Source organism: Protofrankia sp. Cj5 (assembly GCF_917627405.1).
Lineage (GTDB): Bacteria > Actinomycetota > Actinomycetes > Frankiales > Frankiaceae > Protofrankia.
Genome location: NZ_CAKJTO010000005.1, coordinates 74,103 through 88,243, shown reverse-complemented (window position 1 = coordinate 88,243; position 14,141 = coordinate 74,103). Strand labels below are relative to the sequence as shown.

The following is a 14,141-nucleotide window of genomic DNA, read 5'->3' as shown; positions in this document are numbered from 1 at the left end:
CCGGGCGGCCGTCCGGTGCGGGCCCGCGGGGCCGGGGCACGCCGGCCACCGCCCCGCACGGGCCCAGCCCGTCCACCGCTGCGGCTGGGCAGTCCGCGCCGACGGCTGCGGGCCGCGGTCGTCATCCTGTGTTTGCTGCTGATCGTGCTCGCCGGCCGGCTGACACAGCTGCAGGCGTTCCAGGCGTCCACCTACGCCCGGCGCGCCGAGCAGGAGCGGCTGCACATCGCGGCGTTGCCCGCGGTCCGTGGTGTCATCACCGACCGCGGTGGGGCGGTGCTGGCGCAGGATGTCGACGCGCGCTCGGTGTACGCGGACCCGCGCAACATCACCGATGCCCGTGCCGTCGCCAACCTGCTCGCCCCCATCCTTCAGGTACCCGCGGACGCCCTGGTGGCCAAGTTCAGGAGCAGCGGACGTTTCGTCTACCTCGCCCGTGGGCTCGACCCGGCCGTGGGCGCGACGGTGACCAAGCTCCAGCTGGCCGGTATCGGTGTCCTGGAGGAGCGCCGCCGGCTGTACCCGTCCGGTTCCCTGGCTTCCAACGTCGTGGGTTTCACCACGGTCGGTGACAATGATGTCCTCGTGGGCGGTGGCGGTATCGAAGGCGCCTACGATCGGGTGCTGCGTGGCATCGACGGGGCGCGCCGCGTCGAGATGGATCCGGCGGGCCGGCCCATCCCGTCCGCGGCGAGCCGGGAATCCGATCCGGTGCCGGGCTCGAGCGTGCGGCTCACGCTCGACCGCGACATCCAGTGGGCCGCGCAGGGCGCGATCGCCGACGCGGTGCGCGCTACCCAGGCGGACGGCGGAAGCGTTGTGGTCATGGTCCCGGGCAGCGGGGACATCCTGGCGATGGCGGATGCGCCGGACTACGACCCCAACAAGATTGCCAGTGCTGATCCGTCGACGCTGAAGAACCGCGCCACCCAGGACGTCTACGAGCCCGGGAGCGTCAACAAAGTGATCACTATGGCCGCGGCGATAGACCGCGGCCTGATCTCGCCGGAGACGCCGGTGACGGTGCCGCCGAGTATGCGCATCGCGGGCCAGACCTTCATGGACGCGGAGCCGCACGGTGTGGAGCACCTCACCGCGGCCGGGGTGCTGGCGCGGTCGAGCAATCTCGGGACGATCCAGATCGCGAGCAGGATCGGTTCCGCCAACCTGGAGACCGCGCTGCGCGCCTTCGGGCTCGGGTCAAAGACCGGGCTGCGGTTCCCGGGCGAGAGCGCGGGCATCCTCAAACCATCGTCGGCCTGGGATCCCCAGCAGGCCGCCACGATCTCCTATGGACAGGGAATGTCCGCGACCGCGATCCAGATGGCGTCGGTCTACGCGACCATCGCCAACGGCGGGGTGCGGGTCGCGCCTCGTCTGGTGGAGAGCACCACCTCACCGGACGGGGCCGTGCACACCACGCCTCGCGACCCTGGCACCCGGGTGGTCGCCGCGAGCACCGCCACGACCATCTCGCAGATGCTGGAAGCGGTGGCCACCGACTCGGGGACCGCGCCGCTGGCGGCCATCGACGGGTACCGCGTCGCGGGCAAGACCGGAACGGCCCAGCGGCTCGGCCCGTCCGGTCACTACAGCGGCTATGTCGCCTCGTTCGTGGGCTTCGCCCCCGCCGACCAGCCCAGGGTGGTGGTGGAGGTGGTACTCGACAACCCCCGCGACGGCCACTTCGGCGGGACGGTCGCCGCGCCGGTGTTCCAGAAGGTGATGACCTTCGCGCTGGCGACGCTCGCGGTGCCCCCGCCTGGCACAACAGCACCCAGGTTCGTTCTCGATCGCGATGCCAGGCGCTGACCGGTCGCGGGCTCGGGACGGCTGGATACTAGGGTCGGTGCCGTGACCTCACCGGTGTTGCGTCCGGTCGCCCCGCCGGCGCGGGTGCTCACCGACCTGATGTCCCGATGCGTTGATCTTGTTTCTCTCGGTGCTCCGCCAGGAGGGGTTGTCGTCCGCGGTATCACCCATGATTCACGGGCGGTCCAGCCAGGCGATCTTTACGCGGCGCTGCCAGGCGCTCGCGTGCACGGCGCGGCCTTCGCCGAGCAGGCGCTCGCGGCCGGTGCCGTGGCCGTGCTCACCGATCCGGCCGGCGCCGACCGGGTAGCCCAGCTCCCGGCCGGGCGGGCCGGGGTACCTGTGCTTACCAGCGCCGACCCGCGCGCCGTGCTGGGAACGGCCGCGTCGTGGGTCTACGGCGACCCGTCACACTCCCTGCGGCTGCTGGGCGTCACCGGTACCAACGGCAAGACAACCGTGGCATATCTGCTGGAGGCAGGGCTGCGTGCTGCCGGTCACACGACCGGGCTGCTCGGCACCATCTCGACGCGGGTGGCCGGTGCCGCGGTCCCCTCGGTGCGTACCACCCCGGAGGCGACCGACCTACAGGGGCTGCTTGCGGTCATGGTCGAACAGGGAGTGACAGCGGCGGCGATGGAGGTCTCCAGTCACGCTATCGCGCTGCACCGGGTGGATGGGATCGGTTTCGCCGGTGTGGCCTTCACCAACCTCAGCCAGGATCATCTCGACTTCCACCCATCCATGGAGGCCTACTTCGCGACCAAGGCCGCCCTGTTCACCCCCGAGCGGACCGAGGTGTCCGTCATCGACACCGACACCCCGTGGGGACGCCGGCTCGCCACCGCGGTCCCCACGGCGGTGACCTGCGGGCGCGCTGCTGACGCGCGCTGGCGTGCGAGCGACGTCGTCGCCGGTCCCGCGGGAAGCACCTTCCGCGCGCACGGCCCACACGGGGTGGACGTCGAGGTGCGCATCGCGCTGCCTGGCGCCTTCAACGTCAGCAATGCCCTGGTGGCGCTGGCGCTGCTCGTCACCACCGGGGTGGAGGCCGGCACCGCCGCGGCCGGGCTCACGGCCCTGCCCGGCGTGCCGGGCAGGATGGAGCGGATCGACGCGGGCCAGCCCTTCGTCAGCCTTGTCGACTACGCCCATACCCCGGACGCGGTGGAGACGCTGCTGAGTACCGTGCGGGCGTTGGTCGACGGGCGTGTGATCATCGTGCTCGGCTGTGGTGGCGATCGTGATCGCGGCAAGCGTGCCCTGATGGGAGCCGCCGCGGTCCGCGGCGCCGATATAGCGATCTTCACCAGTGACAACCCCCGGTCGGAGGATCCGGAAATGATCATCGCTCAGATGCGCGCGGGCGCCGCGACGCTGCCTTCCGGGGGCGCCGATGGTGTGCTGGTGGAGGTCGACCGTGCCGCGGCGATCCGTCTCGCGGTGAGCCTGGCCAGACCCACGGACGCGGTCGTGGTGGCCGGCAAGGGACATGAGACCGGGCAGGAGCGCGGCGGTGTCGTGACACCCTTCGACGACCGGGACGTGCTGCGGGCGGAGCTGGCCCAGGCCGGCACCGGATCGCGTCCGGGCCTCGGCCGCAGAGGTGCTCACCGGTGATACCGCTTTGCCTGCGTGAGGTCGCGGCCGTCGTCGGCGGCCGGCTCGACGCCGTGCCCGATCCGGACGCGCCGGTCACCGGTGTTGTGATCGATTCGCGCCAGGTCGGTGCCGGTGCGTTGTTCGTCGCCGTGCCCGGTGCCCGGGTTGACGGCCACGACTTCGCCGCGGACGCGGTACGGGCCGGCGCGGTCGCGGTGTTGGCGGCCCGGCCGGTCGGCGTACCGGCGGTCGTGGTCCCCGACCCCACGGCCGCGCTCGCGGCGCTCGCCACCGAGGTACGCACCCGCTCGTCGGCGACGGTTGTCGCCGTGACCGGATCGTCTGGCAAGACCACCACGAAGGATCTGCTCGCCGATCTGCTGGGTGAGCTGGGACCGACGGTCGCCGCGCCCGGTTCGTTCAACAACGAGATCGGGCTGCCGCTGACGCTGCTGGGCCTGGAGCCGACCACCGGGTTCGTCGCGCTGGAGATGGGCGCTCGTGGCCTCGGCCATGTCGCCGCCTTGTGCGAGGTGGCCCGGCCCGACGTCGGGGTCGTGCTGAACGTCGGCTCGGCGCATGTCGGTGAGTACGCGGACGGGCGTGCCGGGATTGCTCGGGCCAAGGCCGAGCTCGCCGAGGCCGCGTCGGGCGCCGCCGTGCTGAACATCGACGATCCGCTGGTCGCGGCCATGGCCACCCGGGCTCGCGGTGATGTGATCATGTTTGGTGAGAGCGCTCGGGCTGACGTGCGGGCCGACGGCGTGCGTGTCGACGACCGCGGGCGCGCGCGGTTCGACCTGCTCACGGCCGGCGAACGGCATCCCGTCTCGTTGAACCTCGTCGGCGCGCACTACGTCGCGGCCGCGCTGGCCGCGGCGGCGGCCGCGATCCGTCTCGGACTGTCCCCGCGGCGAGCCGCGGCCGCGTTGTCCCACGCCCAGGCCCGCAGCCGTTGGCGGATGGAGGTCACCGTGACCGGCAACGGCGTCACCGTCATCAACGACGCCTACAACGCCAACCCGGAATCGATGCGGGCGGCGTTGAAGACACTGGTCGAGATGAGTCGCGGCCGGCGGGCCTGGGCTGTGCTCGGGGGCATGGGAGAACTCGGCGCGGCCGCGGACGACGAGCACGACGCGCTCGGCCGGCTGGTGGTCCGCCTGGGTGTGCCGCGGCTGGTGGTGGTGGGGGCCGAGGCTCGCCGGATACACCTCGGGGCGTCGCTGGAGGGCTCGTGGTCAGGGGAGTCCGTCTGGGTAGCGGACGTCGAGGCGGCCTGCGGGCTGCTGCGGGAGCGAGTGGCGCCAGGTGATGTCGTGCTGGTGAAGGCATCCCGGGCATTCGGGCTGGAGCGGATCGCGGACGACCTCGCGGCCGGTGAACCGACGGGCCCCGCCCGGCCCGTCGAGCGAGGTGCGCACGGGTGAGAGGCGTACTGGTCGCCGCGCTGGTAGCCCTCGTGGCGTCGCTGCTGGGCACACCATCGGTCATCCGCCTGTTCCGCCGGCGGGGTTACGGACAGGAAATTCGCGAGGACGGGCCGTCAAGCCACCTTACCAAGCGTGGCACACCCACGATGGGCGGCACGGTCATCATCCTGGCGACGCTGGCCGGCTACTTCGTCGCGCATCTGATCACGATGAACGGATTCACCGCGTCCGGGTTACTGGTGCTGCTGGTCATGACCGGTCTGGGGATGGTCGGTTTCCTCGATGACTACATAAAGATCCGCAAGCAGCGCAGTCTCGGGCTCACCGCGCGGACCAAGTTCGCCGGTCAGGCCGCGGTGGCGCTGGCATTCGGCCTGCTGGCCGTCCGCTTCAAGAACGCCAACGGCCTGCTGCCGGGGTCGACGTTTGTTTCGATCGTTCGGGACACCGATTTCTCGATCGGTTTGATCGGTTTTCCGCTGCTCGCCTGGATAATCATTGCGGCGACGTCGAACGCGGTGAACCTCACCGACGGGCTGGACGGCCTGGCCGCCGGTACCTCGGCGATGGTGTTCGGCGCCTATGTGGTGATTTCCTTCTGGCAGTTCGGCAATCTCTGCGGGCGCGGTCCCGCGCAGGACGGCTGCTACTTCGTCCGCGACCCGCTGGACGTGGCGCTGGTCGCGGCCGCAGCCATGGGCGCCTGTTTCGGATTTCTGTGGTGGAACGCGAGCCCGGCGAAGATATTCATGGGTGACACCGGCTCGCTGGCCCTCGGCGGGGCGTTCGCGAGTATCGCGATCGTCAGCCGGACCGAGTTGTTGCTGTTCGTCCTCGGCGGGCTTTTTGTGGTCGAGACGCTTTCGGTGATCATTCAGGTCGCCTTCTTCAGGGCCACCCGGAAGCGGGTCTTCAACATGGCGCCGATCCACCACCACTTCGAACTGGCTGAGTGGCCGGAGACCACGGTCATCATCCGCTTCTGGATTGTCTCCGGACTCGCCGTGGCGTTCGGGCTCGGGCTGTTCTACGCGGAGTTCCTCTCGCACGGCGGTTCCTGATGTGTATCCTCGACGCAGGCGGTCCCGGCCGGTGGTGGCGGGGTGTCCGCCATGTTGTCCCGGGGTTTCCGGTTATGGATTAACATCAGTGGCCAGCCACGTTGAAACGGACGGTACCGGACGTTGAGAGCCGACAGCTGGCGAGGTCGTCGGAGATGACTGCCGGCGTGGCGGCATCGCGGTTTCGCCGAACACCGTCCGGCCTGGAGGTACTGTGCTGGCCGGGCTTTGATGACCGGCTGGTGGATGTCTTTGTCACCACCCGTACCGGCGGTGTTTCCCGCGGCGCCTACACCTCACTCAACCTGAGTCTGCGGGCCGGGGACGACGACGCGGACGTACTGGCGAACCGGGCGACAGTGGCCGAGGCACTCGGCGCCACCGTGGACGACTTCGTGTTCTGCGCCCAGGCACACAGCCCGAATATCGCCATCGTGACCGATGAGCACCGTGGGCGGGGCAGCCGTTCGGCCTCGGACGCGCTGCCGCTGACCGACGGGCTTGTGACCACGGCGCCCGGGATTGCGCTGGCTGTCCTGGCGGCGGACTGCGTCCCGGCCGTTCTGCATGATCCGGTCGCCGGGGTGCTCGCGTGTGTGCATGCCGGCTGGCGCGGGACCGTGCGCGGCGCCGTCCCCGCGGCGCTGGCGGCCATGCGGCGGCTGGGCGCCGCCGCATCGAATGTCGTCGCCGGTGTCGGGCCCGCGATCGACCCGGACCGTTACCAGGTTGGGGCGGAGGTCGTGGCCGCCGTCCGGGCCGCCTTCGACGGGCGCGCGGACGAGGTGATCCGCGCCGACGGGCTCGGGAAGTGGACGTTTGACGTGGCCGGAGCGAACGTCATGCAGCTGGTTGCCGAGGGCGTGCCGGAACGTCAGATCCACGTCGCGGGGGTGGGCACCGGTCCGGGCACGCCCTTTTTCAGCCACCGGGCGGAGAACCCGTGCGGACGGTTCGCCGCGGTGGCCCGCCTGCGCGGGAAGGACGTTCTGTGATCGGGCCACCGCGGCGTGGCGAGAGTTTTCGCTATGTGGGCTACGACATCGACCCGTCGCATGACCGGCTCGTGTGCCGCTACCGCCTGGACGGGCGGGAGTTCCGCGAGGACGTGACGTTCCCCGGCGGCGGGGCATGGAGCGAGCCCGCGGTGGCCGAAGCGGCCCGCCTGGTGTTCCTGCTGACGGCGGTCTCCTACTACAAGACGGCGGCCCCGCCGGTCGTCGACCTCGGTGATACCGCGGTCACCGGCCTCGAGCGTGCCTTCCTGCGAGAGTTCTATCTCGACGGCCTGGGGGAGTTCGCGCACCGTAACAATCTTGATCTTTCCGGGCTGCGGATCATCGGCCCGGCGCTGGCGCGCGAAACGCCGGTGGCTGTCAGCCCCGACGAGGGCCGGCCGCTGGTGCCGTTCGGCGGCGGGGTGGACTCCATCGTCACCGCGGAGCTGCTGCGGCCCCGGGCCAAGGACCCGGCGCTGTTTGTCGTCAACCATCCCGGTGACCGCTTCGAGGCCATCGAACGGGCCGCCGCTGCCACCGGCCTGCCGGTCCTCCGGGCGGAGCGGCTCATCGACACCCAGGTGCTGCGCTCGGCGGAACTCGGTTTCCTCAACGGGCATGTCCCGGTCACGGGAATTCTTTCGGTGATCGCCGTGATGGCCGCCGCGCTGGACGGGCGGGACGCGGTGGTGATGTCCAACGAGTGGTCGGCCTCCGCGGGCACCATCACGGTCGACGGCCGCTCCATCAACCACCAGTACTCCAAGGGCGAGGCGTTCGAGACCGCCCTGCGGTCGGTCCTCGTCGAGGCTCTCGGCGGCAGGCCGGAGTACTTCTCCCTGCTACGCCCGTTCACGGAGTTGTGGATCGCCCGGCGGTTCGCCGCGCTGCCCCAGTACTTCGACCACTTCCGCAGCTGTAACCGCGCTTTCCACATCGATCCCGCTCAGCGGCTGGACCGCTGGTGCGGCCAGTGTGACAAGTGCTGTTTCATCGATCTGATCCTTTCCCCCTTCCTGGACGAGCCGACGCTGCGGCAGGTCTTCGGCGGGCGTGAACCACTGGCTGACGTGGCGTTGCTGGGTCGTTTCCGTGCGCTGCTGGGCCTGTCCGCGGACAGCAAGCCCTGGGAATGCGTCGGCGACGTCACCGAGTGCCGGGTGGCTACCCTGCTCGCCGCCGGGCGCCGTGACCGGGCCGCCTCGCCCGTGCTCGCCGCGCTTGGCCCGCTACCGGGAGAGCCCACGCCCGAGGAGCTGCTCGTCCCGCATGGCCGACACTTCGTCCCGGACCGGTATGCGCCCGACGATCTCCTGGTCTGACCTGCGTGGCCGCGCGGTCGGTCTGTACGGGATCGGCCGTGAGGGCGAGGCCAACCTGCGGGCCTGCCGGGCGCGGGGGATCGAGCCGGTGCTCGTTGACGACGCCCCCGCCCGGACGGACATCGAGGGCAGGCCACTGTTGGTGACCGCGCTGGGTGGCTTCGATGCGCTCACTCATTGTGATGTCGTTGTCAAGGCTCCTGGAATTTCGCGGTACGGCGAGACCGTGCGAAAGCTCGAGCGGCTCGGGGTGCCGGTGGTCGGTGGAGTGGGGCTGTGGCTCGCCGAGGCGGACCGGTCGAAAGTGGTCTGCGTGACGGGAACCAAGGGCAAGAGCACGACGTCCGCGGTTGCCGGGCACCTGCTGACCCGACTCGGTTACCGGTGCCTGGTCGCAGGCAACATCGGGATGCCACCGCATGATCCGTTCGCGGGCGACGGGTACGACTTCTGGATCATTGAGGTGTCCAGCTACCAGGCGACCGACCTGGCGTGCTCCCCGCCGGTGGTCGCTGTCACCTCGCTGCATCCCGACCACCTGCCATGGCACGGTGATGATCCGGAGAACTACTTTCGGGACAAACTGTCCGCCTGCTCCCAGCCCGGTGCCGACCTCACCATCGCCAACGGTGACAGCGACCTGATCCGCGCCCACCGGCAGCTGCTCGGGCCCAGGGTGCGGTGGGTGTGTGCGGACGCCGCGGCGGACGGCGACTGGCTGCGGCAGCTGGGGCTGCTCGGTCTCCACAACCGGCGTAACGCCCTGATCGCCGGCGCCTGTCTGCGGGCACTTGGCGTACCCGAGGCGGACGACGGCGACAAGCTGCGTACCGCGGCGGAGGGGTTCCGCGGGCTGGACAGCCGGCTCCAGGTGATCGGAGAAGTGGACGGGGTCTGTTTCGTCGATGACAGCCTGTCCACCAACGTCCTGCCGACACTCGCCGCTGTCGAGGCCTTCGGTGACCGCAGGATCGCCGCGGTCGTGGGCGGCCAGAGCCGGGGTATCGACTACCGGCCGCTGGCCGTTGGCCTACGCACCCGCACCTTGGACACACTTGTCCTCACCGTGCCGGACAACGGCCCCGACATCCGCCGGCAGGTCACCGAGGCTGGTGCCGGCCCGCATGTCACGATCGTGGACGCGCCTGACCTCACCGCCGCCGTGCTTGAGGGCTACCGGTGGGCCAGGCCCGATGGCATCGTTCTGTTGTCACCCGCGGCGCCGAGCTTCGGGCGTTTCCGTGACTACCGCGAGCGTGGCGCCGCCTTCGCGCTCGCCATGCGGGCCTGCGCCGCCTCCGCGCGACAGTAGCTGCCGCCACCGCGCGACAGTCGGTTGAGAGCGCCCATCCGCACAGAACGTGTACGTGCTGGTCACGGAGTATCCGGCGGTACCAGGACGTTCGGGTTGAGGATGCCCGCGGGGTCGAAGGCCTTTTTGATCCGCCGGAACACGGCGATCTCGACCGGTGAACGGTTGAGCGGCAGCCAGCGGTGCTTGGCTGTGCCGATCCCGTGCTCGGTGCTGATGCTGCCACCGTTCGCGGCGACGAGCCGGAACACACTGTCCTCCACCCACTCGCCGGCGGTACCCGCGCCGGTGACGTTCACGTGCACACTGCCCTCGGCGACATGCCCGAACAGCCAGGCTCTCGCCCGCGGCGCGATACTCCTGACGGTGTCGGGCACGGCCTCGACGAACGCGGGCAGGCCGGCGAGCGGCAGGGTGACATCCATTTTCACCGGTGTCCCGTGCGTACTGATCGATTCGGTGTGCCGTTCCCGGTAGGCCCACAGGGCCTCGCAGCCGCGTTGGTCGCCCGCGAGCGAGGCGTCGGTGACGCCGGCCAGACCGGCGACGGCCTCCGCCAGCGTGTTCAGCGGTGTCTCGCCGTCGGCCGCGTCCCCACTGACCTCGACGAGGAGGTAGGCCGCGTGCGTTCCGCGCAGCGGCCGGGACAGGCCGCATGCCTCCGTTACGAGATCCAGGCCCGCGGCGAGCATGAGTTCGGCCGCGGCGAGTCCGGGCAGGCTGTTTCGCAGCAGGGACGCCGCCGCGACCGCGTCCGGTACGGACGCAAGGCCGAGCAGACCCACCGCCCGCGCACGGGCGGCCGGCACCAGCCGGACCCGTGCCGCGGTGATCACACCGAGCGTGCCCTCGCTACCAGCAAGCAGTGAGGGCAGATGGTAGCCGGTATTGTCCCTGGCGAGGCCGGCGAGGTGGGAGACCACACTGCCGTCGCCGAGGACCGCCTCCACGCCGAGCAGCTGCGCCCTGGTGTCCCCGTACCGGAGTACCCGCAGGCCACCAGCGTTCGTGGCCACGGTGCCGCCGATCGTGGCCGTGTCCCGGCTCGCGAGATCGACGCCGTAGGCCAGCCCCGCCGCGGACGCCGCGGCGCGCAGCACGCTGATCGGTACGCCGGCACCGACGGTGGCCTGGCCGGCGGCAGTATCGATCAACGGGGGGTCCGCGAGGCCGCGCAGGCTGAGCACGATCTCCCCGCGGGTCGGCACGCCGCCGCCGACAAGCCCGGTGTTGCCGCCCTGGGGCACCAGCGGTATCTCGTGCTCCGCGCACACCTGGACGATGGCCGCCACCTGCGCGGTGTCCACCGGACGCAGCACCGCCACCGTCCGCCCGACGAATCGGCCGGTCCAATCCCGGACGTACCCGGCCATGATTTCTGGATCCGTCAGCACCCGGGCGTCGCCGACCGTGTTTCGCAGCGTCTGGACCAGCTGGTTTCGTGACATGGTTCAGTGTCGTCTCAGAGTCGTGACCCCCGATCGGTGTTGTCGGTGGCGTTGACCGGACCGAGGGGAGCGGTTGTAACGATAGTGGCCGATCACATACACTATGTCAGGATTTGACTCCGTGGGGTTGTATATGCCGGCCGGAGGCCGCGGGCGGGCTGATGGGTGCTCGACACACCCATGATGGTCGGTGTCGAACAGGCTGGCGGCATGGACTATTCGATGGGGGACCATAACCGCGTTCACCCAGAAGAACCGCGTGACTCCGGCGGTGCTCTCGGTGGGCGTGTTGCATGTGTGTTCCTTGACGAGCAGGGGAGCGGGACGTGGTGACCGGGGGCGACGAGCCCACGCTCGGTATGCCTGAGCGGGGCGGGCCGGCTGTCGACGGCACCCGGGTCCCCGTGCTTGCGCGGCCGCTGGCCTCCTACTACCTGCTGCTCTCCTCGGCTGGCCTGCTGTTGCTGCTCGGGCTGGTCATGGTGCTGTCGGCATCCAGCGTGCGGTCGTTCGACGAGCTGGGCTCGTCCTACGCGGTGTTCGCCCGGCAGGCGACCTGGGTGGGCATCGGCCTGCCACTGCTGGTGCTGGCCAGCCGGCTGCCCGTGCGGGTCTTCCGGGTACTGGCGTACCCGGTCATGATTGTCTCGTTGGTACTGCTGACGGTCGTGCTGACCCCGCAGTTCGGGAAGTCGATCAACGGTGCGCAGCGATGGATCGAGTTGGGCTCGTACACCCTGCAGCCCAGCGAGATCGCCAAGCTCGGCCTTGTGCTCTGGGGCGCGGATCTGCTGGTGCGTAAACGCAAGCTGCTGGGCGACTGGAAGCACCTGCTGGTCCCGCTTGTGCCCGGGGCGTTGCTGATCTGCGTCCTGATTATGCTTGAGCCCGACATGGGGACCACGATCGTGGTTTTGTTGATCATGCTCATGCTGTTGTGGGTGGTCGGGACGCCGCTGCGGGTCTTTGTCTCCATCAGCGGTGTGATCTTGCTGGCTGGCACCGTCCTGGCCATCCGGGAGCCATACCGGTTCGAGCGGCTGCTGTCCTATCGCGACCCGTTCGCCGATGCCCATGACACCGGTTTCCAGGCGGTCCAGGGCTTGTACGCGCTGGCGTCGGGAGGGTGGTGGGGTGAGGGGCTCGGCGCGTCCCGGGAGAAGTGGCCGGGGCTGTTGCCCAACGCCCACACCGACTTCATCCTCGCGATCATCGGTGAGGAGCTGGGCCTGCTCGGCACATTGGTCGTCGTCATCCTGTTCGCCGTTCTCGGGTTCGCCGGCATCCGGGTCGCCCACCGCAGCGCTGACCCGTTCGTCCAGCTCGCCGCGGCATCCGCCACCGGCTGGCTGCTTGGCCAATCCATGATTAACATGGGCGCTGTGGTGGGCCTGCTCCCGATCACGGGAATCCCGCTTCCGCTGGTCTCGTTCGGGGGCTCCGCGCTGGTTCCCACGATGCTCACGGTCGGGATGCTGCTGTCGTTCGCCCGGCACGAGCCCGCGGCGACCGCGATGCTCAGTGCCAGGGCGGCAGCCCGGCGCGAGGCGCGGGAGGCAGGTGAGCCGGCGGCGGGCGGCGGGCGTCGTTTCCGGGCCCGCGCGCGGGTGGCCCGGGGCAGCCGCGGCGACAGCGGTGATGATGACGTTGCCGAGAGGATCTCCGCGGCCGCGCACCGTTGACCCGATGCCGAGACGGCCGCCCGCCGCGGGTGACAGATGATCGACAATCATGACGCCGGCCGCGCCGCACGAAGGCCGGGCCGTTGTCACGGCTGGCCGTCCCCAGGATAGTTTTCCCCGAATGGCGTCCCGGCCGAGGGGTGGAGGATGGGATGAGCGACAGCGAGTCGGTCGAGGCGATCCTGCCGGGGCCGGTTCCGCTCGCCCGGCGGATGGGTGAGATCGGGACGTGGGTGATGCGTGACCCGCTGCGGCTCGGCGAGGTCCGTGACGTCATCTCGCTCGCTGGTGGGCTGCCGGCCGGGGAGACACTGCCCGCGGCGGAGATCGGTGCGGCCGTGCACCAGGTGGCGACCTCGAAGGCAGCGACGGCCGCGTTGCAGTACTCGGCGGCTGAGGGCCTTCCCGCGCTGCGCGCCTGGATCGCGGACCGGGCGTCGGTGGACCGTGGGCGCCCGGTCGACCCGAGCCAGGTCGTGGTGACCGCCGGTGGGCTGCAGGGCCTGGACATCATCGCGCGTGCCCTGCTCGACCCCGGGGATCTTGTAGCCATTGACGAGCCCGTCTTCCCGGGTTCCCTGCACTGCCTGGAGATGTACCAGCCGGAGTTCCTGGCGATCCCGGTTGACGACGACGGCCTGGATGTCGGCGCGCTCGCCGAACGGCTGGCCGGCGGCCAGCGTCCCAAACTCGTCTACACGGTCGCGACCTTCCATAATCCGACCGGGGCCACGCTCACCGATGCCCGGCGGCGGCAACTCGCGGAGCTGGCCGAGCGGTACGGGTTCCTGGTGGCCGAGGACGAGCCGTACCCGGCACTGCGCTTCCGGGGAGATCCCGTGCCACCGGTTGCCACCTATGGTGATCGAGTCATCACGATCGGATCCTTTTCCAAGACGCTCGGACCGGGGCTGCGGGTCGGCTGGGTGCTGGTGCCGCCCGCGCTCGTGGACGCGGTAGGCCGCGCGAAGCTCTGGTCGGACCTGCATACCTCCACGCTGACGCAGTACGCCCTGCTTGAGCTCTTCGGCCGGGAGGGCTGGTACGACGCGCACCTGGCGACCCTGCCGGCCATCTACGGACGGCGGTGCGCGGCTCTGCGTGCCGCCATCAGCGAGCATCTGGCGGGGATTGTCGAGGTCAACGATCCCGCTGGCGGGCTGTTCGTCTGGGGGCGGGTCGTCGCGCCCGGCCTGTCCGCGGACGACCTGCTCGACGCCGCAGTCCGCCGCGGGGTGACCTACGTGTCCGGTCCGCAGTTCGCTGTGCACAATCCCGACTCCACGACGATGCGGATGTCATTCGCGGGCAGCTCCCCGGAACGTCTTGAGCTCGCCGCCCGCCGGCTGTCCGACGCCGCGGCCGCGGCCCTCGGGCCGCGGGCCTGACGTCCTGACGTCCTGACGTCCTGACGCGGGGAGGGCCGGCCGCGGTTGTGCTGTTCCTCTGTGCTGTTCCTCTGTGCTGTTCC

Annotated in this window: 10 protein-coding genes; 9 read left to right on the top strand and 1 reads right to left on the bottom strand. The window is 70.3% G+C overall.

All coding sequences use genetic code 11. The annotated features are described in order from the left end of the window. The 7 genes from MJ777_RS02860 to murD all read left to right on the top strand — a co-directional run. Positions 1-1,812, top strand: a 1,812-nt coding sequence (locus tag MJ777_RS02860) for a penicillin-binding protein 2 (RefSeq protein WP_239372926.1), incomplete at its 5' end; no start/stop codon positions are given. Positions 1,813-1,854: 42 nt separating this feature from the next. Beyond that, the gene (locus tag MJ777_RS02855) at positions 1,855-3,432 is read left to right on the top strand and encodes a UDP-N-acetylmuramoyl-L-alanyl-D-glutamate--2,6-diaminopimelate ligase (RefSeq protein WP_239311146.1); all 1,578 of its coding nucleotides are present in this window, start codon (positions 1,855-1,857) and stop codon (positions 3,430-3,432) included. Beyond that, positions 3,429-4,844, top strand: a complete 1,416-nt coding sequence (gene murF, locus MJ777_RS02850; RefSeq protein WP_239347077.1) for a UDP-N-acetylmuramoyl-tripeptide--D-alanyl-D-alanine ligase — start codon at positions 3,429-3,431, stop codon at positions 4,842-4,844. Before MJ777_RS02855 ends, murF begins: the two co-directional genes overlap by 4 nt. Further along, complete coding sequence (gene mraY, locus MJ777_RS02845; protein ID WP_239311148.1) at positions 4,841-5,908, top strand: phospho-N-acetylmuramoyl-pentapeptide-transferase; 1,068 nt, start codon at positions 4,841-4,843, stop codon at positions 5,906-5,908. The genes murF and mraY overlap by 4 nt, the downstream gene beginning before the upstream one ends. Before the next feature lie 155 nt (positions 5,909-6,063). Continuing rightward, positions 6,064-6,903, top strand: a complete 840-nt coding sequence (locus tag MJ777_RS02840; RefSeq protein ID WP_239311149.1) for a polyphenol oxidase family protein — start codon at positions 6,064-6,066, stop codon at positions 6,901-6,903. After that, the gene (locus MJ777_RS02835) at positions 6,900-8,228 is read left to right on the top strand and encodes a hypothetical protein (protein WP_239372924.1); all 1,329 of its coding nucleotides are present in this window, start codon (positions 6,900-6,902) and stop codon (positions 8,226-8,228) included. The genes MJ777_RS02840 and MJ777_RS02835 overlap by 4 nt, the downstream gene beginning before the upstream one ends. Next, positions 8,176-9,540 carry a UDP-N-acetylmuramoyl-L-alanine--D-glutamate ligase gene (gene murD, locus MJ777_RS02830; RefSeq protein WP_239311151.1) on the top strand — a complete coding sequence of 455 codons (1,365 nt, stop codon included), beginning with the start codon at positions 8,176-8,178 and terminating at the stop codon, positions 9,538-9,540. Before MJ777_RS02835 ends, murD begins: the two co-directional genes overlap by 53 nt. Before the next feature lie 62 nt (positions 9,541-9,602). On the opposite strand, the gene MJ777_RS02825 is transcribed toward murD, so the two are convergent. Then, complete coding sequence (locus tag MJ777_RS02825) at positions 9,603-10,988, bottom strand: FAD-binding oxidoreductase (protein WP_239372922.1); 1,386 nt, start codon at positions 10,986-10,988, stop codon at positions 9,603-9,605. A 326-nt stretch (positions 10,989-11,314) separates the two neighbouring features. Between MJ777_RS02825 and ftsW the strand changes: the two genes are divergently transcribed. Continuing rightward, complete coding sequence (gene ftsW, locus MJ777_RS02820) at positions 11,315-12,670, top strand: putative lipid II flippase FtsW (protein WP_370651642.1); 1,356 nt, start codon at positions 11,315-11,317, stop codon at positions 12,668-12,670. Positions 12,671-12,822: 152 nt separating this feature from the next. After that, a complete protein-coding gene (locus tag MJ777_RS02815; protein ID WP_239372920.1) occupies positions 12,823-14,058 on the top strand; it encodes a PLP-dependent aminotransferase family protein in 1,236 nt (411 codons plus the stop codon). Positions 14,059-14,141: the final 83 nt, after the last annotated feature.

Coding starts and splice junctions, on each gene's coding strand:
- murD (WP_239311151.1), top strand. CDS start 8,176: ATGGCCGACACTTCGTCCCGGACCGGTATGCGCCCGACGATCTCCTGG.
- MJ777_RS02840 (WP_239311149.1), top strand. CDS start 6,064: ATGACTGCCGGCGTGGCGGCATCGCGGTTTCGCCGAACACCGTCCGGC.
- MJ777_RS02825 (WP_239372922.1), bottom strand. CDS start 10,988: ATGTCACGAAACCAGCTGGTCCAGACGCTGCGAAACACGGTCGGCGAC.
- MJ777_RS02815 (WP_239372920.1), top strand. CDS start 12,823: ATGAGCGACAGCGAGTCGGTCGAGGCGATCCTGCCGGGGCCGGTTCCG.